The organism is Microbispora sp. H10670 (assembly GCF_014161385.1).
GTDB lineage: Bacteria > Actinomycetota > Actinomycetes > Streptosporangiales > Streptosporangiaceae > Microbispora > Microbispora triticiradicis.
On record NZ_JABBWW010000008.1, the window covers coordinates 13150 to 38765 of the forward strand.

At 72.0% G+C, this 25616-nt stretch carries 27 protein-coding genes; 9 read left to right on the forward strand and 18 right to left on the reverse strand.

The features are described 5' to 3' along the window. Window positions 1–215: 215 nt before the first annotated feature. Complete coding sequence (locus HHX33_RS13745; protein ID WP_310741365.1) at window positions 216–896, reverse strand: TetR/AcrR family transcriptional regulator; 681 nt, start codon at window positions 894–896, stop codon at window positions 216–218. A 232-nt stretch (window positions 897–1128) separates the two neighbouring features. On the opposite strand from HHX33_RS13745, the gene HHX33_RS13750 reads away from it, so the two are divergent. From HHX33_RS13750 to HHX33_RS13765, 4 genes are all read left to right on the forward strand, one after another. Further along, entirely contained in the window at window positions 1129–2232 is a 1104-nt protein-coding gene (locus HHX33_RS13750; protein ID WP_117410313.1) for a LacI family DNA-binding transcriptional regulator, read from the forward strand. 115 nt (window positions 2233–2347) lie between these two features. Further along, the gene (locus tag HHX33_RS13755; RefSeq protein ID WP_138461723.1) at window positions 2348–2614 is read left to right on the forward strand and encodes a hypothetical protein; all 267 of its coding nucleotides are present in this window, start codon (window positions 2348–2350) and stop codon (window positions 2612–2614) included. 66 nt (window positions 2615–2680) lie between these two features. After that, window positions 2681–3592, forward strand: a complete 912-nt coding sequence (locus HHX33_RS13760) for an N-acetylmuramoyl-L-alanine amidase (protein ID WP_182874933.1) — start codon at window positions 2681–2683, stop codon at window positions 3590–3592. Between the two features lie 12 nt (window positions 3593–3604). After that, the gene (locus HHX33_RS13765) at window positions 3605–5245 is read left to right on the forward strand and encodes a beta-N-acetylhexosaminidase (RefSeq protein ID WP_182874934.1); all 1641 of its coding nucleotides are present in this window, start codon (window positions 3605–3607) and stop codon (window positions 5243–5245) included. Between the two features lie 3 nt (window positions 5246–5248). On the opposite strand, the gene HHX33_RS13770 is transcribed toward HHX33_RS13765, so the two are convergent. The 7 genes from HHX33_RS13770 to HHX33_RS13800 all read right to left on the reverse strand — a co-directional run bounded on the left by HHX33_RS13770 (window position 5249) and on the right by HHX33_RS13800 (window position 9537). Next, window positions 5249–5719, reverse strand: coding sequence for a hypothetical protein (locus HHX33_RS13770; RefSeq protein WP_182874935.1), 471 nt, complete (start codon window positions 5717–5719; stop codon window positions 5249–5251). A gap of 120 nt (window positions 5720–5839) precedes the next feature. Beyond that, entirely contained in the window at window positions 5840–6037 is a 198-nt protein-coding gene (locus tag HHX33_RS13775; RefSeq protein ID WP_117408511.1) for a heavy-metal-associated domain-containing protein, read from the reverse strand. Between the two features lie 29 nt (window positions 6038–6066). Continuing rightward, window positions 6067–7119 (reverse strand): quinone-dependent dihydroorotate dehydrogenase, encoded by a 1053-nt coding sequence (locus tag HHX33_RS13780; RefSeq protein ID WP_182874936.1) that lies wholly within the window; start codon window positions 7117–7119, stop codon window positions 6067–6069. Between the two features lie 28 nt (window positions 7120–7147). After that, the gene (locus HHX33_RS13785; protein ID WP_182874937.1) at window positions 7148–7513 is read right to left on the reverse strand and encodes an STAS domain-containing protein; all 366 of its coding nucleotides are present in this window, start codon (window positions 7511–7513) and stop codon (window positions 7148–7150) included. Further along, window positions 7485–8213 (reverse strand): GAF and ANTAR domain-containing protein, encoded by a 729-nt coding sequence (locus HHX33_RS13790; protein WP_165900800.1) that lies wholly within the window; start codon window positions 8211–8213, stop codon window positions 7485–7487. The genes HHX33_RS13785 and HHX33_RS13790 overlap by 29 nt, the downstream gene beginning before the upstream one ends. A gap of 65 nt (window positions 8214–8278) precedes the next feature. Beyond that, window positions 8279–8752, reverse strand: a complete 474-nt coding sequence (locus HHX33_RS13795) for a GAF domain-containing protein (RefSeq protein WP_182874938.1) — start codon at window positions 8750–8752, stop codon at window positions 8279–8281. A gap of 212 nt (window positions 8753–8964) precedes the next feature. After that, complete coding sequence (locus HHX33_RS13800; protein ID WP_182874939.1) at window positions 8965–9537, reverse strand: hypothetical protein; 573 nt, start codon at window positions 9535–9537, stop codon at window positions 8965–8967. 422 nt (window positions 9538–9959) lie between these two features. Between HHX33_RS13800 and HHX33_RS13805 the strand changes: the two genes are divergently transcribed. Next, window positions 9960–10373, forward strand: coding sequence for a hypothetical protein (locus tag HHX33_RS13805; RefSeq protein ID WP_182874940.1), 414 nt, complete (start codon window positions 9960–9962; stop codon window positions 10371–10373). A gap of 151 nt (window positions 10374–10524) precedes the next feature. Here the strand turns inward: HHX33_RS13805 and HHX33_RS13810 are convergent, their stop codons facing one another. Next, complete coding sequence (locus HHX33_RS13810) at window positions 10525–10926, reverse strand: SRPBCC family protein (RefSeq protein ID WP_182874941.1); 402 nt, start codon at window positions 10924–10926, stop codon at window positions 10525–10527. A gap of 108 nt (window positions 10927–11034) precedes the next feature. On the opposite strand from HHX33_RS13810, the gene lpdA reads away from it, so the two are divergent. Continuing rightward, window positions 11035–12435 carry a dihydrolipoyl dehydrogenase gene (gene lpdA / locus HHX33_RS13815; RefSeq protein ID WP_182874942.1) on the forward strand — a complete coding sequence of 467 codons (1401 nt, stop codon included), beginning with the start codon at window positions 11035–11037 and terminating at the stop codon, window positions 12433–12435. Window positions 12436–12487: 52 nt separating this feature from the next. Here lpdA and HHX33_RS13820 read toward each other — a convergent pair whose 3' ends face one another. The 8 genes from HHX33_RS13820 to HHX33_RS13850 all read right to left on the reverse strand — a co-directional run bounded on the left by HHX33_RS13820 (window position 12488) and on the right by HHX33_RS13850 (window position 19843). Continuing rightward, window positions 12488–13279, reverse strand: coding sequence for a thiopeptide-type bacteriocin biosynthesis protein (locus tag HHX33_RS13820; protein WP_182874943.1), 792 nt, complete (start codon window positions 13277–13279; stop codon window positions 12488–12490). A 19-nt stretch (window positions 13280–13298) separates the two neighbouring features. Then, the gene (locus HHX33_RS13825) at window positions 13299–14483 is read right to left on the reverse strand and encodes a lanthionine synthetase C family protein (RefSeq protein WP_182874944.1); all 1185 of its coding nucleotides are present in this window, start codon (window positions 14481–14483) and stop codon (window positions 13299–13301) included. Window positions 14484–14485: 2 nt separating this feature from the next. After that, window positions 14486–17308 (reverse strand): lantibiotic dehydratase, encoded by a 2823-nt coding sequence (locus HHX33_RS13830; RefSeq protein WP_182874945.1) that lies wholly within the window; start codon window positions 17306–17308, stop codon window positions 14486–14488. A gap of 99 nt (window positions 17309–17407) precedes the next feature. After that, complete coding sequence (locus tag HHX33_RS35975; RefSeq protein ID WP_259402447.1) at window positions 17408–17539, reverse strand: hypothetical protein; 132 nt, start codon at window positions 17537–17539, stop codon at window positions 17408–17410. 30 nt (window positions 17540–17569) lie between these two features. Next, window positions 17570–18790, reverse strand: a complete 1221-nt coding sequence (gene fxlM / locus HHX33_RS13835; RefSeq protein ID WP_182874946.1) for a methyltransferase, FxLD system — start codon at window positions 18788–18790, stop codon at window positions 17570–17572. Beyond that, entirely contained in the window at window positions 18787–19047 is a 261-nt protein-coding gene (locus HHX33_RS13840; protein ID WP_182874947.1) for a DUF397 domain-containing protein, read from the reverse strand. Before HHX33_RS13840 ends, fxlM begins: the two co-directional genes overlap by 4 nt. 170 nt (window positions 19048–19217) lie before the next feature. Then, entirely contained in the window at window positions 19218–19505 is a 288-nt protein-coding gene (locus HHX33_RS13845) for a hypothetical protein (RefSeq protein ID WP_182874948.1), read from the reverse strand. Beyond that, window positions 19502–19843 (reverse strand): hypothetical protein, encoded by a 342-nt coding sequence (locus HHX33_RS13850; RefSeq protein WP_182874949.1) that lies wholly within the window; start codon window positions 19841–19843, stop codon window positions 19502–19504. The genes HHX33_RS13845 and HHX33_RS13850 overlap by 4 nt, the downstream gene beginning before the upstream one ends. A gap of 182 nt (window positions 19844–20025) precedes the next feature. Here HHX33_RS13850 and HHX33_RS13855 point away from each other — a divergent pair, with 182 nt between their 5' ends. From HHX33_RS13855 to HHX33_RS13865, 3 genes are all read left to right on the forward strand, one after another. After that, a complete protein-coding gene (locus HHX33_RS13855) occupies window positions 20026–21357 on the forward strand; it encodes a helix-turn-helix domain-containing protein (RefSeq protein ID WP_182874950.1) in 1332 nt (443 codons plus the stop codon). A gap of 1 nt (window position 21358) precedes the next feature. Next, window positions 21359–21898 (forward strand): GNAT family N-acetyltransferase, encoded by a 540-nt coding sequence (locus HHX33_RS13860; RefSeq protein ID WP_182874951.1) that lies wholly within the window; start codon window positions 21359–21361, stop codon window positions 21896–21898. 369 nt (window positions 21899–22267) lie between these two features. Beyond that, window positions 22268–23155 carry an HD domain-containing protein gene (locus HHX33_RS13865; RefSeq protein WP_182874952.1) on the forward strand — a complete coding sequence of 296 codons (888 nt, stop codon included), beginning with the start codon at window positions 22268–22270 and terminating at the stop codon, window positions 23153–23155. A gap of 983 nt (window positions 23156–24138) precedes the next feature. Here HHX33_RS13865 and HHX33_RS13870 read toward each other — a convergent pair. Further along, window positions 24139–25554: a hypothetical protein gene (locus tag HHX33_RS13870; RefSeq protein WP_182874953.1), complete on the reverse strand. Its 1416-nt coding sequence runs from the start codon at window positions 25552–25554 to the stop codon at window positions 24139–24141. Window positions 25555–25616: the final 62 nt, after the last annotated feature.

Here is a 25616-nt window from a genome sequence, read left to right on the forward strand (position 1 = left end):
CCGATCACCGGTCACGGGAGGGATCTGGGGCCGGCGCCGCCCGCCCGGCGCCTCCCCGCGCACACGCTGTCCCGTGCGTCTTTCTTCCCTGCCTCCACGGCGATCCGATCCTTACCGGAACGCCCGGAGCAGGCGCCCTCGCCGCTCCCGCATGGGGAGCACACCCGACCGTTCGGCGATCAGACCGGCCCGTTCGGCGATTGACCTGATCCGGTTCAGGGGACCGGCTCGCCGCCCGGAACGAGCACCGGAGAGCCCAGCAGCGTCCCGACTCCGGGGTCGTGCCCACCGGCCACCTCCAGGAGCGCGACCACCTGGCCCACCAGCAGCCGCTCCAGATCGCCCCGCGCCATGTCGCGGTGCTCCAGCCAGTCGAGCCCGGCCGTCTCCACCGACGCGATCCACGACCTCAGCGTGACGCGCAGCGCCGGGCCGGGCGTCTCGACGCCCAGCTCATAGGTGATCATGCGGAGCATGCGCTGCCGCACGCCGTCCACGATCTCGCCGATCTCACCCGCGCGGTTGGCCGGGCCACCCCTGAGCAGCGCGGCGAACCCGGCCGCGCGTTCCTCCACGAAGTCGAAGTAGCGCGTCAGGCCCAGCGCGAGCCGCTCCAGGGGCCCGCCTTCGCTCTGCGGCTGCAACCGCGCCTGTAACTCGGCGGCGGCGCTGCGCAGGGCGGCCACGTAGAGCTCCTGCTTGCCCCCGAAGTAGTGGTAGACGAGCGCCCGGGAGGCGCCCGCGGTGACCGCCACGTCGTCGATCGAGACGTCCTCGGCGTCATGCCTGCTGAACAGCTCCAGCGCGGCGGCGATGAGCTCTTCCCGCCGCCTGTCGACGCTCAGCCTGCGCCGCGCCGGCCGTGCGCCCTTCTCCGCCTGGCGTGTGGCACCCACATCCCGCACCCTAGCGAATCGTCCTCGTTATGGGGGGATCGGGCAGATCAAGGGTTGACCCCGGAACCGCATCCGCGGCGGGCGCCGTACCCGCGTTCCGGCTACCCTTCCCACACCCGCTGGGAAGGAATGATCCCGCTTTAAGGCGCTCTTAAGGCGGTCAACCCGTACCCTCAGGGCAACTCGATCGTTTGGTGTGTCAGGTGCACGTCCACGCATCGTGGGGAGAACCATGTCAGGACCGTCCATGCAGACCACTGCCCGGAAAGACGCCGGGGTCGGGATACCCGACTGCGGACTGTCCGACGGGTTCAGCCCTCGGCCACGTCCCACGATCCGCAACGTGGCCGAACGCGCCGGCGTCTCCAAGTCGCTGGTGTCACTCGTACTGCGGGGCTCCCCGCACGTCAGCGAGCACCGCAGGGAAGCGGTGCTGCAGGCCGCCCGCGAGCTCGGCTACCGGCCGAACGCGGTGGCGCGCAGCCTCGTCGAGGGGCGGACCCACCTGGTGGGCGCTCTCGTGGCCGACCTGCACAACCCGTTCTACGCCGAGTTCCTCGACGGCCTGCAGGAGAGCCTGCACGGCGACGGACTGCGGCTGCTGATCGGCAGCGGCCGCTGGGACCCGGCGTTCGAGGACGAGGCCGTGGAGGCCTTCCTGGAACTTCGCGTGGACGGCCTCGTCCTGCTCGGCGTCGCGCCCTCCAGCGACACGCTGGCCGAGGCCGCGGCGTACACCCCGACCGTGGTGGTGGGCGAGCGCGACGTCGAACTCGAGGGCGTGGACATCGTCGTCGACGACGACCAGTACGGCGCCCGCCTCGCCGTCGACCACCTCGTGGAGCAGGGGCACCGGCGCATCGCCCACATCGAGGGCGCTCCGTCGTCGGCGGCCCGCTGCCGCTGCGAGGGATACCTGGTGGCCATGCGCCGCCACGCGCTGGCGCCGTACATCATGGTCGAGCACGGCGACTTCAGCGAGGAGGGCGGCCGGCGCGCGGCGCTGGCGCTGCTCCGGCGCGAACCCCGCCCGACGGCGATCTTCGCGGCGAACGACATCGTGGCCATGGGCGTGCTGTCCGCGGCGAGCGAGCTGGGCCTGCGGGTGCCCGAGGACCTGTCGGTCGTCGGATACGACAACACGCACCTGGCGTCCGTCACACACATCTCGCTGACCAGCGTGGACCAGCCCCGGCGGGCCATGGGCCGCTCGGCGGCGGCGCTGCTGAGCGACCGCATCACCGAGCCGGGCCAGACCGCGCGGCTGCGGCAGGTGACCCCCCAGCTCGTCGTACGGCGCAGCACCGGCCCCGCGCCAAGCGACGCCAAAAGCTAGGTCAACCGGCGACGTGTCCCCTCGCGGCCGGTGTTGACTGCGGCCGTGACGCCGGCCCCCCGGCGGGTCGCCGAGTGGCTTCCCGCGGGCCGGCGACCGAGAATCGGGGGGATTCATGCGTGATCCTGAGTTGGTCTCCTGCGCCCAGCGGGCCGCGGTCGAGCTGGAGCGGGCCTGGGCGCACTGGCGGGAGAGCCGGGGGCTGGACGGCGAGGACGTCGCGGAGTCGGTGGCGAGCTACGTCGCCCACTCGATCGACCATCCGTGGGGACGGCCCCGCGTGGTGCTGGGCCTCGACGCCGAGGACGCCCGTGAGCTGGCCGCCCTCCTGCACCGGCAGGAGATCCCCGAGCCGGCCTGGATAGCCAGGTTCCCGGCATAACGGTCTGATCACGAGCCCCTTCCAGTTAGGTTGGTGAGACCACACCTCCGGGAAGGGACTTCCAGCGTGATCAGACGCCCGCTCGCCGCCGCAGCCCTGGCCCTGTGCGGGTTCGGCGCCGCCGCCTGCGGCGGCGGTGAGGCCACCGGCACGGGGGCCGCGGCCCCCGCCGCCTCTCCGCCGGCCGCGGCCCCGGACACCGCCTCCGGCACGGCCGGCGGCACCGCTGCGGGCTCCGCGGACGGCACGCCGGCCGCCCCGGACACCGGCACGGCCGCCCCGGTCACCCGTACGGCGTCCGAGTCCGCCGCCCGGCCGCTGAGCGGCAAGATCGTGGTGATCGACCCGGGCCACAACGGGGGCAACTTCCGGCACACCCGGGAGATCAACAGGCAGGTGAACATCCTCACCCAGAAGAAGGCCTGCGACACCACCGGGACGTCGACGAACGACGGCTACACCGAGGCGGCCTTCACCTGGGACGTGTCCAACCGGCTCGCCCGGCTGCTGCGGGACCAGGGGGCCACGGTCAGGCTCACGCGGGCGGACAACACCGGCTGGGGCCCGTGCATCAACCAGCGGGCCGCGATCGGCAACAAGGCGCACGCGAACGCCGCGATCTCCATCCACGGCGACGGAGCGGCGCCCGGCGCGCACGGGTTCCACGTCATCATGCCGAAGAAGATCGGCGGGCCGGTCGACCCGGTCGTCGGCGACTCCCAGCGGCTGGGCCGGAAGGTCCGCGACGCCTTCCACAACGGCACCGGGCTGCCGTACTCGACCTACATCGGCAGGCAGGCGCTGAACTACCGCAGCGACCTCGGCGGGCTCAACCTGTCGACCGTGCCGAAGATCTTCATCGAGTGCGGCAACATGCGCAACGCCGGCGAGGCCCGCAGGTTCAGGGACGCGAGCTTCCGGCAGACCATCGCCGAGTCGCTGGCGAAGGGCCTCAAGGCCTACCTCACCACTCAGTAGAGGCGGCGCGGGATGGATGACCTGCTACCCCTGCCGAGGTCGATCGAGACGGGCGCCGGGTCGGCCGAGATCGCGGCCGGGGCCGTCGTGTCGGGCCCGGCCGCCCTCTGCGACGCCGTACGGCTCGCGCTCGGCGTGCTCGACCCGCGGCCCGGCGACGCCGCCACGGCGGCTCTGCGGGTGGAAGAGGACCCCCGGCTCGGGCCGGAGGCGTACGTGCTCACGATCGCCCCGGACGGCGTGCGCATCGCGGCCGGGGACCGGGCGGGCGCCTTCTACGCGGCGCAGACGCTGCGGCAGGCGCTGCCGGACGAGGCGTTCCGGTCGGCCCTTCCGCCCGGGACACGCTGGACCCTCCCCTGCGGGCGGGTGGCGGACGCGCCGGCCTTCGCCTGGCGCGGCACGCATCTCGACGTGTCCCGCAGCTTCCTGCCCAAGCGGGAGGTGCTGCGCATGATCGACCTGATGGCGTCGCACAAGCTGAACCGGCTCCACCTGCACCTGGCCGACGACCAGGGCTGGCGGGTGGAGAGCAGGGCGTTCCCGCTGCTGCACGAGGTGGGCTCGCACCGCCCTCGCACGGTCGTCAGCCGTCACGGGGAGGACCTCGCCTTCGACGACGTCCCGCACGGCGGTCACTACGCGCTCGCCGACCTGGCCGAGATCGCGGCCTACGCCCGGGCGCGGGCGGTCGTCGTCGTGCCGGAGATCGACGTGCCGGGACACGCCTCGGCCGTGCTGGCGGCCTATCCGGCGCTCGCGTCGCGACCGGGCGAGCGCTACCGGGTGCTCGACCGGTGGGGCATCTCGCCGGCGATCCTCTCCCCGCTTCCGGCGACCGTCGACTTCCTGCTCACCGTCTTCGGTGAGATCGCCGACGCCCTGGGCGAGGTGCCGTACTTCCACATCGGCGGGGACGAGTGCGTGCTGGACGACTGGGCCGCCTCGGCCGAGATCTCGGCGTACCGCGCGTCGCTGGGGCTGGAGAGCACGGGCGACCTGCACGCGTGGTTCCTGCGGCGGCTGGCCGACGCGCTGGCCGAGCACGGCAGCCGGGCGGTGGTGTGGGACGAGGCGTTCGTCAGCGGCGGGCTCAGGCCGGACACGATCGTGATGCCGTGGCGCGGCGAGCACGTCGCCCGGCGGGCCGCCGCGGCGGGGCACGACGTGGTGGCGACGCCGGTCTTCCCGATGTACTTCGACTACGCCGAGGCCGCCTCACCCGAGGAGCCGGCCGGCCTGGGTGACGCGATCACGGTGGCCGACGTGGCGGCGTTCGAGCCGGCGCCCGCGTCGTGGTCGCCCGAGGAGCGGGCCCGGGTCGTCGGGACGCAGTTCCAGCTGTGGAGCGAGTTCATCCCGGACGGCCGTTCGCTCGACTACCGCGCCTGGCCCCGGGGCTGCGCGGCGGCGGAGGTCGCCTGGACCGGCGGCCCGCCCGCGTCCGAGGACTTCGCACGCCGTCTCGGCAGGCATCTCGGACGGCTGGACGCGATCGGCGTCGAGTATCGCCCGCTCTCGGGGCCCCGGCCCTGGCAGCGCGGCGGCACCGGCCGGCGCCGGCACCGCCCGGGGATCGTCACCGTCCAGGAGGTCATGCGCCACCTGCACGAGCTGAGCCTCTCCGCCGACTCCACCCGTCCCAGCATGTGACGGTCAGGCCCCGTCGAGGACCTCGGCCACGATGGCGGCGGCGATCTTCTCGGTGTCGAGGTCCCGGTGGGCCTCGATGACCTCCCGGATCCTGGTGGTCAGGCTCAGGTCGGCGTGGGCGGCGTCGCCGATGTGGTGGGCGGCCACCGCGACGGCGGCGGCGAACTCGTAGGCGTCGTCCGGCCCGAGCCCCTGTGGGTCGATCTCGGCGAGCACGCGGGCGCCGTTCTTCGGCGAGACGCGGACCGTCCAGCCACCGGACCGCGCGGCGACCGACAGGGTGTCCTTCCGCAGCGCGGGCGGGAACAGGACGACGGCCACCCTGCCCGCCGCGGCGAGGATCCGCTCCGCGAGCCTGCGGACGTCCTTCTTCGCGACGACGATCCGCCCGGAGCGGTTGACGATGCTCACGAGATCACCGCTGTCGGCCACGGCGATCCTCTCGCCGTCGGCCTGGTCGTAGATGGCGCTCATGGGGGTGTCACGCTTACCAGTTCTCGTCGGGGCGGGCTGCGAGACGTCGCCCATGCATGATCTCGCACTTTCCCCCCGAAAAGATCGCGTTCGGCCCTTCCGCCACAGAGGCCGGCCGGGTCACACCAGGGTGTAACCGGCCTCCTTCACGGCCTCGCGCACGGCGTCGTCGGTGACGTCGCCGGAGACCTCCAGGCGGCCGCTGCCGAGATCGACCTCGACGCCGGTGACGCCGGGGATCTCCCCGACCTCCTCCTTCACCGAGCTCACACAGTGGCCGCAGGTCATGCCTTCGACGGTGTAGGTCTTCACGCTCATGACGGTCTTCCTATCCGAGAGAACGGGGTTCAGGCGGTCCGGCCGATCACTTCGCGGACCGAGCCGTATCCGTGCCGCCGCAGCCGGCGGGCGAGCCGCCGGTTGATCCGGGACGGCCACAGCGGGCCCTCGTAGATCAGGCCGGTGTATCCCTGGACGAGGGTGGCCCCGGCGAGCAGCCGTTCCCACACGTCGTCGACGTCCTCCACGCCTCCGACGGAGACGATCGTGAGCCGGTCGCCGGCCTTCTGGTGCAGGCGGCGCAGCACTTCGAGCGAGCGGCTCTTGAGCGGCCGTCCGGACAGCCCTCCGGTCTCGGTGCTGGAGACACCCGTACGGCTGATCGTGGTGTTGGTCGCGATGATCCCGGCGAGGCCCAGGTCGGCGGCGAGCTCGGCCACCGCGTCCACGTCCTCGTCCGCCAGGTCCGGCGCGATCTTCACGAGCAGCGGGGTGCGCCCGGCCGCCTCCTTCACCGCCGAGAGCAGCGGCCTCAGGCGGTCGACCGCCTGGAGGTCGCGCAGGCCCGGGGTGTTGGGCGAGCTGACGTTGACGACCAGGTAGTCGGCGAGCGGCGCCAGCCTGCGGGCGCTGTCCACGTAGTCCCGTACGGCCTCGGACTCGGGCACCACCTTGGTCTTGCCGATGTTGACGCCGACCACCGCCGGGAGATGCCGCACCCGGCGCAGCCGGGTGGCGGCGGCGGCCGCTCCCGCGTTGTTGAAGCCCATCCGGTTGATGACCGCGCGGCTCTCGGGCAGCCGGAACAGCCGCGGGCGCGGGTTCCCCGGCTGGGCGTGCGCGGTGATCGTGCCGACCTCGACGTGCCCGAAGCCGATCGCCGACAGCGGCTCGACACACCGGGCGTCCTTGTCGAACCCGGCGGCGAGCCCGAACGGCGAGGGGAAGTGGACGCCGAACGCCTGGACGCGCAGCGACTCCGCCCGCGGCGCGAGCAGCCGGTGCAGCAGCCGCGTGAGGGGCGGGAACATCGCGAGCAGGCGGAGCAGCCTGATCGTGAGATGGTGGGCGGCCTCGGCGTCGAGGCGGCTCAGGACCTGCGTGAACACGAGTCGATACATCACGGCCAGACTATCGTCCGGGCGCGGGTCAGTTGAGCCGAGGACGGGCCTGGGCGGTGGGCTGGACGAGCGGCACCCGCTTCGCCACCCGGATGGACAGCGCGGCGTCGAAGCCCAGCAGCCGCAGCAGGCGCAACGGGCTTCTGCCGGGGTGATGGAAGGTCACGCTGCCGCCCCAGCTCCGTATGCGCTCGTCGGCCCACAGCAGGCTCCGGGCGCCCGCGCAGTCCAGGAAGCCGACCCCGGACAGGTCGACCTCGACGTGCCCGGGCCGGCAGGTCTCCAGCACCTGCCCCAGGCACGCGCGGAACTCCGGCGCCCCCGACAGGTCCAGGTCGCCGCTCAGGACGAGCCCGACGCCGGCCTCAGACGACGTGGTCTGGATTCGCAACATTCCGCGGACCCTGCTCGCCCAGCAGCTCCGCCGCGAGCTCGGATACCTTCCGTCTGCTGTCCCTGGCCTGCTTGCGCAGTCCCGTGAACGCCTGTGACGCGGTCAGATCGTGCTTGCCCATGAGATAGCCGATGGCCCGCTCGATCACGACCCGGTAGTCCAGGGCGTACTGGAGCTGGTCGGCGAGCACCGCCTTCTCGTCCGCCTCCATGGACGCGAGCAGGACCTGCTCGATCACGTGCGCGTACGCGTGGAGGGCCTGGGTGTCGGTCTCCTGCCACTCGTGCGGCGCGTCCTGGTAGACGTTCAGGGTGCCCACGGGCACACCGCCGAGCCGGATCGGCACCCCCGCCACCCCGCGTACTTCGGGGTGCAACAGGTCACGCAGAGCCGGCCACCGCCGGTCGGCCCGCACGTCGACCGTCGTCACCGCGGTGTCCCCCACGTACGCCGCCACGCACGGGCCCTGGCTCGTCACCGCCTGGGCCCGTTCGAGGCTGCGGCCGCGCTCGTCCGTCGCGAAAAGGTAGCGCAGGGTGCGATCCTCCTCGGCGAACATCAGGCCGGCGCCGGAGTAGCCGAAAAGCCGATCGACCACTTGGACGATGCGCTCGAGGTGGTGCACGATCCCGGTCGCCGACCTGTCCTTCTGCAGACGTCGCAGGCTGGCGACAAGAGCCTCAGGATCGATATGGGTCATTCCGTATCCTCTCGTGAACCTCACCTCGCACCGCCGTGGCCGTGGGAGAGGTGGCGATTCGGCCATCACAACTGCCCCAGAGGGGCGCGATCAGTCCTGTTCTCTGCCAGGACCTGCAGAACGATGACCATCAGCTCACCGAGGCGGTAACCGGCTTCCACCTCTGTGCGGTCCCAGACGTGCCCCGCTCGGGCGTAGAAGTCCAGGACGCCGATGAGCTCCCCGCCCTCGACGAGAGGTACGGAGAGAACGGCCCGGACCGGGAGCGCGTGGACGGCCACGTGCGGGAACCCCAGGGGGCGATCGGCGTGCAGATCCTGGATCGCGACGAGACCGCCGCTCGCGGCGCTCGCGATGGCCGGGCCGTCGCCCACGTATTCCTGGGCGGACTCCAGCAGGACCCCGTCGTCGTCCGTCGCACCGATCGCGCGAAGGCGGTCCTGCGCGTCGAGGAGCATCAACGCGGCGCCGTCGACGCCGAACAGACCGGCCATGCCGGTGAGGACGTTCTCCAATACCGACGACGCGTCCGATGCCATCGCGAGCCCACTCTCAAACGATCAAGCGGCCGCGGACACAGGGCGGATTGCCCCTAAGCCTAGTGGGCTCTGAGCAGTTGAAGCCAGGTGATCCTCAGGGTTGGCCGACAGGCCGCCCCGGCTGTGGTGAGGGACACGGAAAACCGCCCTCCCGTACGGCTCGGCGGGAGCCGTACGGGAGGGCGGATGGCGGGCCTCGAACGGCCCTGGCGTCAGTGCTTGGCCCTCTTCCCCTCGGGGGTGACGGCGTACCACTCGCCGCCGAAGTCGCGGACGTTCTGGCCGGTCACGTCCCCGGCCTTCCGGTCCTTGGCGTAGTAGTACAGCGGGTGCTTGTTGTAGGTCACCTGGGTGCCGCCGTCCGGCCGTCTGATCGTCCCCAGCAGGTCGGCGCGCACTCCCGAGCCCGGCTGGGGCGTGCCCGCGGTGAGCACCGGCGGCCAGGCCGCGGCGCAGGCCTGCGTGCAGGCGGAGACGCCTCCCTTGTCCTTGGTGAACAGGTAGACCGTCCGGCCGTCCACACCGGCCAGCACGGTGCCGAGCGAGGTGGACGCCGCGTCGAGACGCGCGGGACCGGTCGGGGTGGCCTGGACGGGAGAGGTCGGCGTCGCCGGGACTCCGGTGCTCGGCGCGACCGTCCCCGAGGGATACTCGGAGGGCTCCGCCGGGGTCGGCTCTTCGACCCGGTCGTTGGCGACACGGTTCGCCTCGTTGTCACCGGCACCGCCGCATCCGGCGGCCAGCAGGCTGAGCGCGACCGCGCCGGCATACAGCAGTTTCCTCATGTTCGGCCTCCTCGGAAGTGGGCGAGTCGGCTCCAAGGACACACGCGGCGCCGGGGCTGCCGCCGTCGGACGCCAAGATCGGGGACAGGGCTTTGCCGTTCCGTGGGTTCCTCCTCACCGATCTCCCGCCCCTTCGCGGCGGAGGACGGACGTCCGCGGATGAACCGCCGCGTCCCGGGAAGACGACCCGAAGCCGTACAGCCGCGCCGCGTCCACGCGAGGTCCCCTGGAGGGCCGGCGGAGGGCGCGCCGACACGCGGAACGATCACGAGGAGGTACGCGGGCGTCCGCCCCGGGCGGTGCGAAGCTGAACCCGCGGCGGCCCGTGGGCACGGCCGGCAGGCCGGCGACGGGGGGATGCCGATGACGCCCCCCGCCGGGACACCCTGTCGCCGATGCCGCTGAAGACAAGGAGTATCCGCATGACCGAGGACACGCGACTGCCCGCCGTCGAGCCGTCCGAGGTCGGACGCCCGATCGGCCGTGCGGGAGCGTGGCCGTCCTCTCCGGACCCGGCGGGCCTGGCCTCACCGGACCACACGGCGCCGGGCTCGCCGGAACCCAACGGGATGATCTCGCCGGACCCCACGGGTCTGGAGGCGTGGATAAGGCAGGTCCTCGGCCTGGCCGGGGCCCGGGCCTCGGCGTTCACCCTTCCGCTGCCCCGGCCCACCGCCCCCGCCGACGCCGCCCCGGCCGAAGGCGCTCAGCCCGGCACCGCTCATGCCGACACCGCTCATGCCGACACCGCTCATGCCGACACCGCTCATGCCGACACCGCCCGGGCCGGGAACCCGGCCGCCGGGCCGGACACGGACGACACCGGCGGCGCCTGACACGGCGGCGCATGGACACGGCGGCGCATGGACACGGCGGCGCATGGACACGGCGGCATGGCGGTCCCTGCGGCACGGGGGTCCCGGCGAGCCGCGCCGTGCGCCTGCGCGCGGCTCCGCGAACCGTCCTCCGGGGAACGGGTCCGGCGGGTCAGGCGGCCTCGTGGCGCACCTGCTCGGCGAGGCGTTCGAGGCTCTCGTCGAGTGCCCGCTCGATCGCCTCGGCGGGCGGCGTGTGCCCCTCGTCGAAGAACGACAGATGCACCGTGACGTCGCTGCTGTCGTCGTCGATGCCGGCCACCTGCAGCCAGCCGGCGTACCGATCGACGTCCCGGGTGCCCCACTCCATGCGCAGCTGGTCCCGCTCGGCCCGCAGCAGCGCGCGCTCGTCCTCCCCCGTCTGGTCCTCGTGGACGGTGACCGCGGGCGGCTCCTCCTCGCGCACGTGCAGGTCGCGCGGCATCCACAGATCGAGACCGCCGACGTCGCTCGCCTGCCGGAAGACCTGGTCGGCCGGGGCGGGCATCCTGCGGGAACGCTCGAATTCGCTCATGGTCGGTCATTCCTCCCTGTCTAGCGCGTAACCGGCCCCTACCCCGGGCGGGCCCGTCCATCCGGCCCCGGGGAACGCGGGAGAAGGCGGCGGCGTAGGGTCCGGTGCATGACCGATCATTACGATGTCGTGGTCCTCGGCGCGGGACCCGGCGGTTACACCGCCGCGGTCCGCTCGGCCCAGCTCGGGCTCAGCACGGCGGTCGTCGAGGAGCGCTACTGGGGTGGTGTCTGCCTCAACGTCGGGTGCATCCCCTCCAAGGCGCTGCTGCGCAACGCCGAGCTCGCCCACATCCTCACGAACGAGACCAAGACGTTCGGTATCCAGGCGGACGGCCCGATCACGCTCGACTACGGCGCGGCCTTCCGCCGCAGCCGGCAGGTCGCGGACGGGCGGGTCAAGGGCGTCCACTACCTGATGAAGAAGAACGGCATCACCGAGTACGACGGCCGGGGCGCCTTCACCGGCCCCGACGCGGTGGAGGTGCGCGGTGCGGACGGCTCGGCGCGGACGATCACCTTCGACCACTGCATCGTCGCGGCCGGGGCGACGACCCGCCTGCTGCCCGGGACGTCCCTGTCCGAGCGCGTGGTGACGTACGAGGAGCAGATCCTCAGCGAGACGCTGCCGGAAAGCGTCGTCATCGCGGGCGCCGGGGCGATCGGCGTCGAGTTCGCGTACGTGCTGCACAACTACGGCGTGAAGGTGACGATCGTCGAGTTCCTCGACCGGATGGTCCCGCTGGAGGACCAGGAGGTGTCCGCCGAGCTCGCGCGGCGCTACCGGCGGCTCGGCATCGAGGTGCTGACCTCCACCCGGGTCGAGTCGATCGACGACACCGGCGAGAAGGTGAAGGTCACGGTCTCCCGGAACGGCGAGACGTCCGTACTGGAGGCCGACAAGGTCCTGCAGGCCATCGGCTTCCAGCCGCGCGTCGAGGGATACGGCCTGGAGAACACGGGCGTACGGCTGACCGAGCGCGGCGCGATCGCCGTGGACGGCAGGTGCCGCACCAGCGTCCCGCACATCTTCGCCATCGGCGACGTCACGGCCAAGCTCATGCTGGCGCACGCCGCCGAGTCGATGGGGATCGTGGCCGCCGAGACGATCGCCGGCGCCGAGACCATGGAACTCGACTACGTGATGATCCCCCGCGCGACCTACTGCCAGCCGCAGATCGCGAGCTTCGGCTACACCGAGGCCCAGGCGCGTGAGCAGGGCTTCGACGTGAAGGTGGTCAAGTTCCCGTTCACGGCGAACGGCAAGGCCCACGGCCTCGCCGACCCGGCCGGGTTCGTCAAGGTGCTCAGCGACGCGAAGTACGGCGAGCTCCTCGGCGCCCACCTCATCGGGCCCGACGTCACCGAGTTGCTGCCGGAGCTGACGCTGGCCCAGCAGTGGGACCTGACCGTGCACGAGGTGGCGCGCAACGTCCACGCCCACCCCACCCTCGGCGAGGCGGTGAAGGAGGCGATCCACGGACTGGCCGGCCACATGATCAATATGTGAGCATCCGCCCGCCCAGACGGCCTCTCCTGTGGTGACCACAGTGGTGTTGGCTTCAGGACCCATGGAAGACGACGTCGACGGCGAGTGCAGCCATGGCAGCCTGGTCGGCTCCGCTCAAGCCGGCCCGGTTGAAGTGGAAGATGAGGTGGTGGGCGAGGACGGCGCGCAGGCCGCGTTCCAGTTGGCCGTTGCGGTTGAGGCGGGCAAGGGACTGGCCGCCCGTCTCGAATGCGCTCATCCATGCCTGCCGGCTCGATAGCGGTCCGTCGCTCGCGGGGTCACACAGACCGTGGGCGTCGGTTGCCATGAGGATGCCCATCGCGTCGTGGAGTTCTCGGACTCGGTCTCGGTGGGTGGGGATGAAGGTTTTGTGCGGTCGTAAATCGGCGACTTTGGCCCACACGTCCCCTTGCTCGAACCAGTCGAGCCCAGCGGCACGCATCAGGGCGCTACACAACAAGATCGACGTCTCCCGCTGTCCGAGCGGCCGGTCGGCTTCCAACCAGTACAGGAGGTGGTCGCTGTCGGCATGGAAGAGAGCGCAGGCTGCCTCCATGCCCGCGGGTCCGCCGAAGGCGACAGGTTCGAACTCGCAGACGGTCGAGGTCCAGCTCATCGACTCGCCGGCGTCGGCCAGTGCGTGGAGGACGGCGTCGGCTTCGGCATGGCCGGCGGGCAGCCAGCGAAACCGCCATTGCTGTTTGCGGATGAACCACCAGGCGGAGATGAGGCCACGGTCCTCGGCGTCCCGCAGGATGGGTCCGATGCGTGAGACGGCAAGGTGTTGGGCCTCGCTTCGGTCGGCGAAGGCGACGTTGGTCTGCCGCCAGCGGTTGGGCTGCACGGGGTGGACCTCCAGTGGGTTAGCGAAGCAGCAGGCAGGCATCCCACGCGCTGGTGGGCGCATCGCAGGCGAGGGCGTGGAGAGCGAGCCCGTAGCCTGCGTGCCCGGTCAGGAACCCGGGCGGAGCGCCTGTCACAGCGGGGGCGTCCAGGAGCGATCCGGTGAGCCTGGACAGGGGGAGAGCGTGGGGTGCCGACGCGTCGGCTGCGAAGGCGGTGACGGTCATGACCAGTCCCGCCGAACCGTGGCACAGGCTGCGGTCGGTGATCCGCTGGAGCTGGTGGGGGTCGTTGAGGCATCCGGTCATCGCGGATTCGGCAGTGCGGAGGCGGGAGGGGTCGCCGGTCGCGAGGGCGGCGAGCTGCTGGGCGCGGGCGATACCGGGAGTGCCGTAACACCAGGAAGGACGCAGCGGCCCGGGTTGGGCGGTCGACCCCTGCTGGACCTCGGCGAGAGTAACGGTCTCCGGCCACCACGGGTGGCCATGGTGGCTCCGCTGCCAGGAGTCCAGCCAGTCGCAGATACGGCCGATCGCGTCCATCTGGCCAGGCACGAGCAGGCCGCGCCGGGCGGTGAGCGACAGCAACGCCAGCGGCCCGCTGATGCCGTGCGCCATCCCGTTGTTGCCGTGCCCGCCCGGCGGGGTCTGCGTCGTGCGGCCGGGCGATGACATCGACCACCAGCCGGGTAGAGCGCCCACCGGTTCGGTGAGTCGGACGAGGTAGGCCAGCACCTGCTTGAGCAGGTCGCCGTCCGGGTCGTGTCTGCGCAGATGAGCGCCGAGGCCGGTGAGTCCGCTGATCAGGTCGAACTCCGTGAGGGCGGGCCGGTCCCCCCGCGCGAGGCGCTGGGATGCGGCGTCGAGCCGGTTTCGGGTGATGGCGGCGACGCCCTCGTCCAGAGCCTGTTGCGCGGGCCGGTAGCCGGGCTGGCGTGCGGGGTGGAGGGCGAACGCGAGCGCGGGAGCCCCGTGGAAGAGACAGGCGCCGGCGCCGACGGTGACGTCGTTGCGGGTCGCTGCAGCCAGCCAGTCATGCGCGGCCTGCCACTCGGCGATTCCGGCGGTGGCCCGCTCGATGTGCAAGAGCGCGATCCCGGCAGCTCCACCGCCGAGTGACTGATCCGGCGCCGCGACCGGGTGAGGTGTCGTCAGGTGGCGGGCTACGGCCTCGGCGTGCAAGCGGGCCCGCTGGCGGATGTCCATGGTCAGCGTCCTCGTGTGATCAGTGTCTGGGCGACGGCGCGGGCCAGCCGCATGCAGGTCCGCTCGGATGCCGCGTCGATTCCGATCATGCGGGCATGGTGCAGATGCAGCAGGTCGGCGAGTGCGCTGTCGATGTCCAGGACGTGGAATCGGTAGGCGGCAAGCGCGTTGCGGCGGCGCTCGACCAGCACGGCCGGCCCCTGGTAATGGCGGGCTTGGGTGAGGACGGTCCGGTCCAGGGCGGGCGCGCCGCCGGGGCTGACGTGGTCGATCAGCCAGCCCTTGGCGTCAGCGCCGAGGAAGCCGGTGGCCAGATCGAGGTAGCTGGCGGCCGTCGCGGCTTGGGGGTTGCTGCCGGACTGCAGGTGGGCGAGGGCAAGCGCGGAGTCGGCGGCGAATACCGTCTCGGCCGCGCGCAGCGCCGCGTCGTGGCCGAACCTGCCGGTTTCGGGCCGGTAGGTGGCCAGGACGAGGTCCCGCAGCAGCCCGTGGTCGTGCAGGCGGGCGGCCCACTCGGCGAGGGCGCGGGCGGCGTTGCCGTACTGGTCGGGGTGGTGGAGGCGGAGCCGGACCCGCAAGTGAGGTTCGGGCTCGTGATAGCGCAGGTACCACCAGTCGTCGGGGGGTCCGCTGGTCCAGCCGGACAGGAGGGTGGGCAGGTGGGTGGTGAGGAGGTCGTTCTGGCGGCCGGGGTGGACGAACAGCTGGACGTACAGCCAGGGTGAGGCGCCGGGCAGGTGCCCCGGGCCGGTGGCGGTGCGGCGCCGCCCGATGGGCCGCGCCGGGGCCGTGGGAGCGGTGGCGGCCTTGGCCAGAGCGAGCACGATCTCGTGCGGGCGGCCGCCGATCCAGCCGGCGTCGATGTCCGCCTCGGTCAGCGTCACCGTCCCCGCCCGGTTGAGCTGGCCGCGCAGGATGACCAGGTGCTCCGGTTCGGTGAGGTCGAGGCCGAGCACGACGTCGTCGTCACCAGCCAGGATGCGGTCGGGGACGCGCCGCAGAGTCCGCTGCACATCGAACGCGCTGATCCACTCGCTGTTCGGCGCGGTAAGCGACGGTAACTGGTCGGCGGTGATTATCCAGCGGGCGGGGCTGAGGATGATGCGGCCGTGGCGCAGGCGGGGCAGGAAGGGGAAGCCTTCGGCGGGTTGGCCCCAGAGGAACGGTCGGCACGGCATCGTGTGGCCGGTGCTGATCTCGCAGAGCAGCCGTGCCATCGGCTGGGTGCCGAACCGCAGGTCGACGGCATTGAGCATGACGGGCTCGATGATCTGCCCGGTCGTGGTTGACAGGAGGTAGAGACGGTGGGCATCAGCGGTTACGGCCAGGTCCTTGAGGCGGAACGCGGCCTGCTGCGGGGTGTAGTGCTCAGCGAGCGGCAGCAGCGGGAACACCGCGGGGGTGCGGGCGAGGTTGCCGGCGCGGGCTCGCAGTGGCGGGCAGGACAGCTGGACGGTGACCGCGTCGGGGACGCTGGTCGGCAGATTCCGGTATGCCTTGATGATCCGGTCCCGGTCGGAGGGCTCCAGAAGGTACAGGAACCGGCCGACAGTCGTTGCGGCGTGCCGGGAGGCGCTGGCCACGGTCAGGGTGAAGTCGCCGGAGTCGAGGGCGGCCGGGGTAGCGGCGGACAGGCTGAACCGCAGTTCGGTGTGGGGCGCGAGGTCGCCAGGCGTGCTCCAGGACAGGTCGTTGATGAGCCGGTCGTCCAGGACCACCTCGCTACATCCCTCCAGCGCGGCCGTCTGGGCGAGGCGGGCGAGGGTGGCGTCGCGGCGGGACAGCCGCTGCGGCATCGGTGTGATTGATCCGCGGTAGTCGGCGGGGTAGCCGATCCCCCGGTCTGGGTCGACCATCTCGCGGACGGCAACGACAGCGCCGGGCCCGTACCGCTCGAGAAACGCTGCGCGGTAGGCCTGCCAGACGGGCCGCTGCGGGCCGACCCGCGACAGCAGCGACGCGGCCTGCTCAGCCACGCGCACCACGGCGGGCGGCAGCGCCACCGAGCAGTCCAGCCGCACATCCACTGCCGGCCGCTCCCCAGGTCCGGTGGGCACGGCGGCGTCGAGGTCCTGGAGGCGAGTGAGGACGTGGTGATGCGGGTCGGTGACCGTCATCGGCGGCCGTAGGGCGGTGACCAGGACGCCGAGCTTCACCAGTCCGGTCAGCATGTCCTCAATGGCCTCTGCCGGAACATCCGGGTATGCCGCGCTCATGCGCGCCAGCAGCCGCGAGAACCTGATCGGGGTCGACGTCTCGGCCAAGACCCGCGAGATCGGCGGGGAGAGGGTGAGGGCAACGTCGGCGAATCGGCCCTCCTCGGCGGGCTGGCAGGGCATGATCCATTCCGCACCCCGCCGGAACCCCAGGTTGTTCGCCTGGACCAGGGTACGGCGCAGGATGTCCGGCCGCGCCTCCAAGCGGGTGATCAGGTCGGCCAGCCAGGTCGCGTCGGCGCGCTCGGCGATCACGTGCTGGCCGCCCCACCGCACGAACGCGTGGTCGGCCAGGTCGACGGGGGCGATCCCGGCGAAGCGGCCGAAGGGGGTCGGTCGGGTCGTCCAGCGCAGCAGGTACCGGACGAGTGCCTCGACCGCGCGGTGGACCTGCCGCGGCCGGGCCGGGGGGAGGCCGTCATGCAGGTGGGTGAGGGTGCGGGCCAGGTCGGGGCTGGCGACCGTGACGGCGCGGGCGACGCCTTCCAGCGGCCACACCTGGCGCAGCCAGACCAGCAGCGCGGCAGTGTCGTCGCCGGTCAGGTCGGGCAAGGGCGGCAGGATCAGACTGTCGGGGTAGGCGGCAACCCGGATGAGCGCCGCGTCCACGGCATCGAATGATGATGACGCCATGTCGGTCCAGCCTCCGAGGGGACGAGAGGGGGCGCTCCCGACCCCCTGAGAGGGGTCGGGAGCGCTGGAACGGGGTCAGCAGTTGGCGATGCCCGCGCTGCCCGGGGTGGAACCGCAGGTGTCGCTGGTGCAGTCCTCGGTGTCCGCCCTGGTGATCGCGGGTCCGGTGGCCACGAGACGGACGTTGAGGTGGAAGTCCTCCTGCATCACAAATCCTTTCGTTGGGAAGTGGTGGTGCTACCTGGCCGTCGGCCAGGAGATCACGAGACGCGAATGCCGTTTGTCCAGCACGTAACCATCCGGCAGGTCGGCGTCTGATGTGCCTGCGGGATAGACCCGCAGACAGGGGGCGGGCCGTCCGGCGGCGTCCCAGGCCGTGATCTGTCCGGCAAGGAACGCGGCCACCTGTTCAGCGTCGGGCCCGTGGGCATAAGTGACGAACTCGCGCACACCGTCCCGGCCATCGACCGGAACCGGCATGCCTCGGTATGCCAGGGTGTTCCTGTTGACGCAGGCGGGGCTGCCGTATGGCCAGGACAGCCGGACGACATCGGTGTCGATCGCCGTCTGGTCGGCGACCAGGAGACAGAAGCCGGGCACGGTCGCGGCCAGCCACACGTCCTGGTCATCACTCGGCTGCGCCTCACCGATCGTGACGCCAGAGCGGGCCTGGACGCGCGGTAGGTCCAGGACCCCGGTCAGTTCCCCGGCCCCGTCGATGCCCCTCCCCTCGCCCAGCCACAGGTTGGCCGACGGGTCCTCGCGCAGCGGGATGCTGAGGCCCGGCCGTGCACCCGCGCCGCGCAGCGGCACGAACCCGCACATCAGGTGGCCGCTGCTGACCAGCGCCGGGCCGTCGCGGTGCAGCACCCACGAGCGGGTCAAACCGAGGGTGCGGAGCGGGATGACCAGCCGACCGTTGTCGGCGAGTTGGGTCCACAGCGCTGGGGAGATGTCGGGCACCCCGACGGTCACGATGATGACATCGAAGGTTCGCCGGCCCGGGTCGATCTCGAACTCGGCGTCCGCGCACATCACCTCGACATCGCCGTACCCGGCCTCAGCCAGGCAGCGCCGGGCCCGGTCGGTGACCGTCTCGTCGATGTCGACGGTGGTCACTGATCCTGTCGGGCCGACCAGTTCCCGGATGAGGGCGGCGTTGTAGCCGCCCGAGCCCACTTCAAGAACCCGATCACCGGGCTTCAGGGCCGCCTGGCCGAGCATCATCGCCTGGAGCCACGCCGCTGACACCGAGCTGAGGTGCAGGCCGTCCTCGCCGCGTACGGTGATGATCGAACCGTCGCCGTAGGCATCCTCCAGCGGGACGTCCCCGGTGAACAGATGGCGGGGGACCGTCCGCAGTGCCCGCTCGATCTCGGGCGGCAGTACCAGCCCCAGCGCCTGGTGCCGGACCGCGATCCGTTCGACCATCGCGTTTCGGAGTTCATCGGCGCTCATCGTGTCCAAAGGTCTGCCTTCTCTCTTGTGGGGCTGGTGATCGGCCCCGAATGGTGGCGGCCTGGCGGCTGGAAGGCGTCCCACTCGGCGGCGGTGAACCTCAGCGCAGGGCCGTCAGGGTCCTTGCTGTCGCGTACGGCGATGTCGCGTACGGCGATGTCGCCGCCGTCCAGCAGGCCTACCTCCACGCAGGCGCCGTTGTTTGAGCTGTACGGGCTTTGCACCCGCACAACACCTGCTAAGTCAGGCATGATCATCGGGCTCCTTCCGTAACGGTGACAGGAACTTCGCGGTCCCCTCACGGAGGCGACCCCCTCGGGCGGGTCGCTCCTCCCTCGCCCTGAGGAGGGCCACCCCGGCGGCGCAGGAGATGGGGTGCCCGCCCTCCACCGGCTGGAGGGCGGCTCGACCACGCCGCCGGGTGCTCTTAGGGGGTGGCGGGCTCCTTGCCGGCGTACCGCCACCCGGCGTCGAGGAGCTCCGCGCAGCGCCGGGCGAACCAGGCGTCGGGCGAGGTCCCGGTCAGGCGCGTGCCCGACCGGCTCATCTCCTGGTCGGCAGCCGTCCAGATTTCGGTGGCCTCCAGCCGCCCGAGGGTGACGCGCCACTCCTGCGGTGCGCCCTCAAGATCCTCACGAACGAACAGGTGAACGGCGGGCGGCGCAGGCGCCCGCAGTCCCAGCTTGGTCAGCGCGACGGCGAACAGCATCATCATCGCGGCAGGCAGAACCCGTAGGCGGGGGCGCCGAGATCGGCCCACCGCTCGGCGGTGGCCTTCACGACCTCGTCCAGCTCGGCGACGGGCTTGACGACCTCCCGCCCGCGCCTGCGCCCCTGGTCGTCCGGCCGCAGGTCCCGCCAGTGGAACTCGCCGTCGGTGTACCAGACGTACACGTCGTCGAGGACCAGGACGCCCGCGTCCGGCTTGTAGTCGTTGATCGTGACCCGGGCGCGCGGCATGGCGTGGTGTCTGGTCAGGGCGTCGCGCAGGTGCCCCAGTACGTCGGCGGCCCCGCGGGTGCGGGTGGGCGGTGGGGGTGCGAGCGTCTGCATGGGAGTCGTCTCCGAGGCGAATATCCGGCGGTAAGCACCCATTCCCGATTGTGACTGTGCGCGTTGGGACGAGTGCGAAAAGTGGGCTGCTGTGCAATAGTCGCCACAGAACGCGGGGGAGCCAAGGTGATCACTGTGGCCAAAGCAAATGGCCACAGCAGGCCACACCATGGGGAGCACACATGCCCGACCCGATCCCGCCCGCCTGTGGGCCGTGGGAGACGCTGGGAGCTGTCTTACGCATATGGCGGACGAATGCGGGCCTGGGCCTGCGCCCCGCCGCCACCCAGGCGTTCCTCGACCACTCCCACCTGGCGAAATGGGAGCGCGGGGAACGCCGCCCACCCGGGGAGGCCGTCGCCGCGCTCGACGCCATCTACGGCGCTGACGGCGTGCTGAGGAGCCTGCACGCGATGGCCGAGGCCGCCGACGCCCAGCCACAGCGGTCTGGACTACCGCGCCTGGAGGTGGATGCTGATGACATGCACATGGAACGTCGGCAGATCCTGCGGTCCTTCGCAGTGATCGCGGCTGCGGGAGCCGTCTCGATCGACGCCGTCGAACGGGTCCGCCTCGCCATGAACGAAACCACCGGCAGCGACCGCGTCGGCGACTGGGAGGAAACCGCGTGGGAGTACGGGCACCTGCTGTGGCGCGACCCCCCAGCCGACGTTCTGCCTGACCTGGTCCTGGACGCCTACGCGCTGCACAGGGTCATGCGGGGCGGCCCTCCCGGCGACGCCGCGGCGTGGGCACGGGCGTACGCGCGCATGGCGTACCTCACCGCTCAGTGCCTGGGCTTCATGGAGGAGACGCGCGAGGCCCGCCACTGGTGGCGAACGGCCCGCCGCGCGGCGCAGCAGGCCGCCGACCCCGAGGTGGAAGCAGCCGTCCTCGGCTTCGAGGCCGGGCAGGCCCAATACTCCAACCGGCCCGCCGAGGTCATCATGGAGCGGGCCCGCTCGGCGATCACCGTCGCCGCCGGGCGGCCCTGCGCCGGCGCCGCCGAGGCGCACAGCGTCCTGGCCCAGGCGGCGGCCCTGGCCGGTGACGAACCGGCCGCGCTGAACGCGCTGCACGCGCTGGAGGAGCTGTACGACCGGCTCCCGGCGTTCACCACCGACGACACCACCACAGCCTTCGGATGGCCGCCCGCGCGGCTGCTGCACACCCGGTCGCTGGTGCTGTCCAGGACAGCGCCAGCGCCCGTGGCCGAGGCCGCCATCAACGAGGCCGTCGCCTCCTACCCCGCCTGGAGGCAACGGCAGATCACCCAGGTAGAGATGCACCGGTCGGTGCTCGCCCTACGCACCCACGGCGACGTGCCCGGAGGGATCGGCCACGCGGCCACCGCACTCGACCACCTGGACACGCGGCACCACACCATGTTCGTCCGCAGAGCCGCCCAGTGGGTCCTGACGGCCGTGCCCGCCGTCGCAGCGGCCAGCGCTCCCGTAGCCGACTACCGTGAAAGGCTGTCCCTTCCGCCCGCCCGCCGCCCCCTGGAGGCCTGACATGGGTGACGTCGAATTCGTCCGCTACCACGGCGAGGAGGCCGCCAAGGCGCTGTCCGACGAGTACGCGAACGCCTACAGCGTCATCTACTCCGAGCCGCCCTACCACGGGGGACCGTTGTTCTCCCGTGACCGCTTCATTGAGCGGACCCGCGCCCAGGTGGAACAAGCCGGGTTCGAGTTGCTGGCCGCGCTCGATGCCGGGACCGGGGCACTGGCCGGGTTCAGCTTCGGCCTGACGTTCGGCGAAGAACGCTGGTGGGGCGGGGAGGTGTCGGAAGCGCCCGCCGGGGTCAAGGCGGTGCCGGACGTCGCGGTGATCGAGCTGGTGCTGCTGCCGGCCTACCGGGGGCACGGCCATGGCAAGCGACTGCTGGCGGAGTTCGTCGCTCCGCGCCCCGAGCCGTACGCGACGCTGCTCTCCCACCCCGACGCCCCGGCACACGCGATGTACGAGCACTGGGGCTGGAACGTCGTGGGGACCTGCCGTCCCGCGCCCGACGCCCCCGTCATGGACGTGATGGTGCTCGACCGCCGCTGACGTACGACGAAGGGGCCCGCCGGATATGTGGGCCCCCTTTCGCGGTGTTCCTCGCGCCGGTCGAGCTCTAATGCACCCCCGTGCATGTCACGCATATGGAGCAGGCCCAGCGCGTACATCTCCTCGCCGCTCTTGGTGGGACCTCCGCCCCCCTACTCCTCCGTGACCCCGGGCCCCGGCGCGCGGCGGGTGTCCGGCCTCCCGGGGACGCCTGGCGCGTGACGCTTTCCCCCGTCGCCGCACGGTCGCTACCCTGATCGGAAGGCCGAAGCGCGACGACGCGGGTGGGGACGTCCCCCAGGGGCGACCCCGTACGGCCCGCGCGTGGCGCGGCGGCCCGGTACGGGCGGACGACGCGAGGGCGGCCCGATGGCGAGGGACGACGCGAACGGCACGGGCACCCCGCTGCCGCCGGGCCACGCCGGCGCCGCCGACGCGCCGGCCCTGCTGGCCGTCATGCGTGAGCTTGTCTTCCCGCCGTACCTGATCGAACGGTCCTCCGTCGTGCCGCAGCACGTCACGCGGCGCGAGAACGACGCGGAGCACTCCTTCGCCCTGGGCCTGGCCGCCGTCTGCCTCGCCCCGCTGGTCGACCCGGCGCTGGACCTCGGCAGGATCGCCAGGTACGCGCTGGTGCACGACCTGCCGGAGGTCCACGCGGGGGACGTCTCCGTCTACGCCGGCCCGGCGGAACGGGAGAAGAAGGCCGTACGCGAGGAGGAGGCGCGGGAGATCATCGCCCGCGACTTCGGCGGGACGTTCCCCTGGCTCGTCGAGGACCTCGACGGCTACCGGGCGCAGCGCGACGCGGAGAGCAGGTTCGTCTACGCGCTGGACAAGCTGCTCCCCCACGTCAACGTGCTCCTCGCCGACCACCACCCGCTGCGGCCGACCTGGGCGGCGTACCGGCGCACCGAGATCACGGCCAGGCGGAAGATCGCGGCGAGCTGCCCGGCACTGCTGCCTCTCTTCGAGGAGCTGTGCCGGGAGTTCGCCCGGCGGCCCCACCTCTTCTCCGGCGGGGCGCCACTTCAGGGGTCGTCACCTCCCGCCGCGGGAGATGACGATGGTCGCCAGGGCGAGCAGGACCGCCCCGGTGACGGCGGACAGCATCCGCAGGTGCAACGGGAACGACGGCCCGAGCACGGCGGGCAGGGCGACCAGGAAGGCGCCGGCCGCGTTCGCGGACACCCGGAGGAAGAGCCGCGACCGCGACCGGTGCACGACCACGGGAAAACCCACCTTCGTCGTCAGTGAGCCCGGCGCCTGCTCCGCCTGCCCGTCCGCCGCCAGCCTGATCGTCACCCGCGCGAGCGCGTCGAAGGCGAGCGCCTCGGGCTGGAGCCAGAACTCCACCGTGTCGTAGCGGAGCGACAGGTCGTACGACCAGTCGGAGGAGATCTTGAGGTAGGTGCCGTCGGTCGCGCAGGCGAGCTGCCGCATCGGCTCGCAGTAGCCGTCCGCGTAGAACGTGACCCGCACCTTCACCGAGTCGCTGTCGCTGAGGCTCAGCCGGCCCGCCGCGTCGAGCCCGGCCCTCCTGTCGTCGCCCAGCACGGGTTCCTCCACCCGTACGAAGTAGGAGGACCTGAAGGTGGGATGCTGCGCCAGCCGCCGGGCCACGCCGAGCCACAGGTGCGGGTCGTCGGCACGGGTCCGTGGTGGCGGGAGCGGGTCGGGGAACCGGGCGGTGGCCGGGTAGAAGCGGGCGCCGTTGACCGCTTCGAGCCCGGCGACGAACGACGCGCCCCTTTCCCTGATCTCCGCCTCGGTGAGGGGGAAGTCGTCCAGGTTCGCGTAGTCGTCCACCCGCAGGCGGAACACGAACATGTCGGCGACCCGGACGGCGGCGACGATCACGGCGAGGCGCACCGGCACCACGAACGGCGGCGGCCCCGGGGACCGCGACGCCGGACCCTGCGGCACCGGACCCTGCGGCACCGGGGACTGCGGCACCGGGGACTGCGCCGTCGGGAACAGGGGCGCCGGAGCCTGGGCGTCGGCCACGAAACCGAGCAGGCACCGCCGCCCGACGACCGAGCGGTCCGCGACCGCCCGCTGGAGGGCCCGCGCGACGTAACCGGCCTTGTACCGGAACTGGATGACCGCCCCTCGGGGCAGGGCCAGCGCCGTCAGGACGTCCTCGGCGTATCTCCGCCGCAGGTCGGACGAGAGCAGGAGCACCGAGGGCCGGGCGTCCGCCGGGCCCGCCGCCCTCGTCCGGAGGAGACCCGGGGCCCTCATCGCCGGGCCTCCGATCGCCCGTCGAGCGGATGGCCGTCGAGCAGGTGGTCGTCGAGCGCGAGGAACCGGGGCCACACCCGGTCCTTCGGCAGTTCGTCGAGGCCGAGCCTCGTCGTGGGCTCGTACCGCAGGCCCCGGTCGGCCAGCGCCCGGTGCTCGCCGAGGACGATCGGCTCCGGCACGCTCCTCGACTGGTCTCCGGTGAGGTCGACGACGAGCCGCCGGGGGTCGTGGGACGGGCCGATCTCGACCCAGCAGTGGTGGCTCACGTCCTCGTCGTCGCGGCGGCCGACCCGCAGGCGGCCGTAGCAGTACGCGGGTTCGAGCAGCAGGCCGGCCCGCAGCTCGCGGGCGAGCCAGACCGACGTCACACCGCACTGCCCGCGCGGGTCTCCGTCGCCCGCCCGCTCCTCCTGGTAGCGCGGGTGGACCGTCCGGTCCGACCAGCAGGCCTCCAGCATCCGCCGGTAGCCGAGGAGCCGGGCCCGCCACTCGGGCGAGGCGAGATCCGCCTGCCGGGGTCTCACGTGCTCACCGCCTGAGTGGGTGCGTCGCGGCACCGTGATCAGGCCGTCGAGCGCCCGGACGGTCCGCTTCGCCGCCGTGGTGACGCCGAGGATCATGAGGACGTTGCGCGGCGTGTCCAGAAGCTGCGGCACCGACCTCCCCGGCATCCGCCGCGTCTGGAAGAGCCCCGTCTCGTCGTACCGGTACGCCACGGGAGACAGCGCGACGGGGACGAACCCCGACGCCAGGAACGCGGCGCCGTCGAAGCCGAGCATCGGGTTGCAGGCGGTGACGACGTAGTCGCCGGCGTCCGCGAGCCTGATCTCCCTGACGGCGCGGGCGACGGTCAGGCTCATGAGGTTGGCCGGGATCCCGGCCAGTCCGTGCATCCTCGTCAGGACCAGCACCCGGCCGGGCTCCACCCGCAGCCCGTGCCCCGCCAGCGCCTCCATGACGTACTGCCGGTCGCACCGCGAGAAGGCCACGTACGTGAGCGGCATCGTGGCGCCCGGCAGGAACAGCCCGAACTGGAGGAGGGTGTCGGCCCGCTCGCTGTGCAGGTAGTGCAGGCGGGACTGGACGAGATGACCGACGCTGGGCCTGACCTTCCCGAAGCGCAGCCGGGTCCGGTACCCGTCGGTGAACGAGAGGCTCAGGTCGCGGCGCACCTTCTCGACGTTCAGCAGGACGGAGGCGTGCGCCTGGTGCGCCGCGTCCTGCGCCGACTGCTCCACCTGCGCCGCCCGTACGACGGCCGGCAGCCGGATCTCCTCGTAGACCTTGTCCGGCGACCATCCGACGATCGCCGTTCTGCTCAGCCGCGGCAGGTGCAACCTCACCTGGATCTCCAGGGCCCGGAGATCCACCCCTGTCGTCTCGGCGTCGGCGCGGATGCGCGCCCGCATCACCTCCATGAAAGACTCGACATCCCGATCACGAAGCCCCTCTCCCCACGAAATCTCGCTTC

Excerpts from the sequence above, each read along its gene's own strand:
- HHX33_RS13750 (WP_117410313.1), top strand. The coding sequence starts at position 1,129 with ATGTCAGGACCGTCCATGCAGACCACTGCCCGGAAAGACGCCGGGGTC.
- HHX33_RS13755 (WP_138461723.1), top strand. The coding sequence starts at position 2,348 with ATGCGTGATCCTGAGTTGGTCTCCTGCGCCCAGCGGGCCGCGGTCGAG.
- HHX33_RS13765 (WP_182874934.1), top strand. The coding sequence starts at position 3,605 with ATGGATGACCTGCTACCCCTGCCGAGGTCGATCGAGACGGGCGCCGGG.
- HHX33_RS13770 (WP_182874935.1), bottom strand. The coding sequence starts at position 5,719 with ATGAGCGCCATCTACGACCAGGCCGACGGCGAGAGGATCGCCGTGGCC.
- HHX33_RS13775 (WP_117408511.1), bottom strand. The coding sequence starts at position 6,037 with ATGAGCGTGAAGACCTACACCGTCGAAGGCATGACCTGCGGCCACTGT.
- HHX33_RS13780 (WP_182874936.1), bottom strand. The coding sequence starts at position 7,119 with ATGTATCGACTCGTGTTCACGCAGGTCCTGAGCCGCCTCGACGCCGAG.
- HHX33_RS13785 (WP_182874937.1), bottom strand. The coding sequence starts at position 7,513 with ATGTTGCGAATCCAGACCACGTCGTCTGAGGCCGGCGTCGGGCTCGTC.
- HHX33_RS13790 (WP_165900800.1), bottom strand. The coding sequence starts at position 8,213 with ATGACCCATATCGATCCTGAGGCTCTTGTCGCCAGCCTGCGACGTCTG.
- HHX33_RS13795 (WP_182874938.1), bottom strand. The coding sequence starts at position 8,752 with ATGGCATCGGACGCGTCGTCGGTATTGGAGAACGTCCTCACCGGCATG.
- HHX33_RS13800 (WP_182874939.1), bottom strand. The coding sequence starts at position 9,537 with ATGAGGAAACTGCTGTATGCCGGCGCGGTCGCGCTCAGCCTGCTGGCC.
- HHX33_RS13805 (WP_182874940.1), top strand. The coding sequence starts at position 9,960 with ATGACCGAGGACACGCGACTGCCCGCCGTCGAGCCGTCCGAGGTCGGA.
- HHX33_RS13810 (WP_182874941.1), bottom strand. The coding sequence starts at position 10,926 with ATGAGCGAATTCGAGCGTTCCCGCAGGATGCCCGCCCCGGCCGACCAG.
- lpdA (WP_182874942.1), top strand. The coding sequence starts at position 11,035 with ATGACCGATCATTACGATGTCGTGGTCCTCGGCGCGGGACCCGGCGGT.
- HHX33_RS13825 (WP_182874944.1), bottom strand. The coding sequence starts at position 14,483 with ATGGACATCCGCCAGCGGGCCCGCTTGCACGCCGAGGCCGTAGCCCGC.
- HHX33_RS35975 (WP_259402447.1), bottom strand. The coding sequence starts at position 17,539 with ATGCAGGAGGACTTCCACCTCAACGTCCGTCTCGTGGCCACCGGACCC.
- fxlM (WP_182874946.1), bottom strand. The coding sequence starts at position 18,790 with ATGAGCGCCGATGAACTCCGAAACGCGATGGTCGAACGGATCGCGGTC.
- HHX33_RS13840 (WP_182874947.1), bottom strand. The coding sequence starts at position 19,047 with ATGATCATGCCTGACTTAGCAGGTGTTGTGCGGGTGCAAAGCCCGTAC.
- HHX33_RS13845 (WP_182874948.1), bottom strand. The coding sequence starts at position 19,505 with ATGATGATGCTGTTCGCCGTCGCGCTGACCAAGCTGGGACTGCGGGCG.
- HHX33_RS13850 (WP_182874949.1), bottom strand. The coding sequence starts at position 19,843 with ATGCAGACGCTCGCACCCCCACCGCCCACCCGCACCCGCGGGGCCGCC.
- HHX33_RS13855 (WP_182874950.1), top strand. The coding sequence starts at position 20,026 with ATGCCCGACCCGATCCCGCCCGCCTGTGGGCCGTGGGAGACGCTGGGA.
- HHX33_RS13860 (WP_182874951.1), top strand. The coding sequence starts at position 21,359 with ATGGGTGACGTCGAATTCGTCCGCTACCACGGCGAGGAGGCCGCCAAG.
- HHX33_RS13865 (WP_182874952.1), top strand. The coding sequence starts at position 22,268 with ATGGCGAGGGACGACGCGAACGGCACGGGCACCCCGCTGCCGCCGGGC.
- HHX33_RS13870 (WP_182874953.1), bottom strand. The coding sequence starts at position 25,554 with ATGCGGGCGCGCATCCGCGCCGACGCCGAGACGACAGGGGTGGATCTC.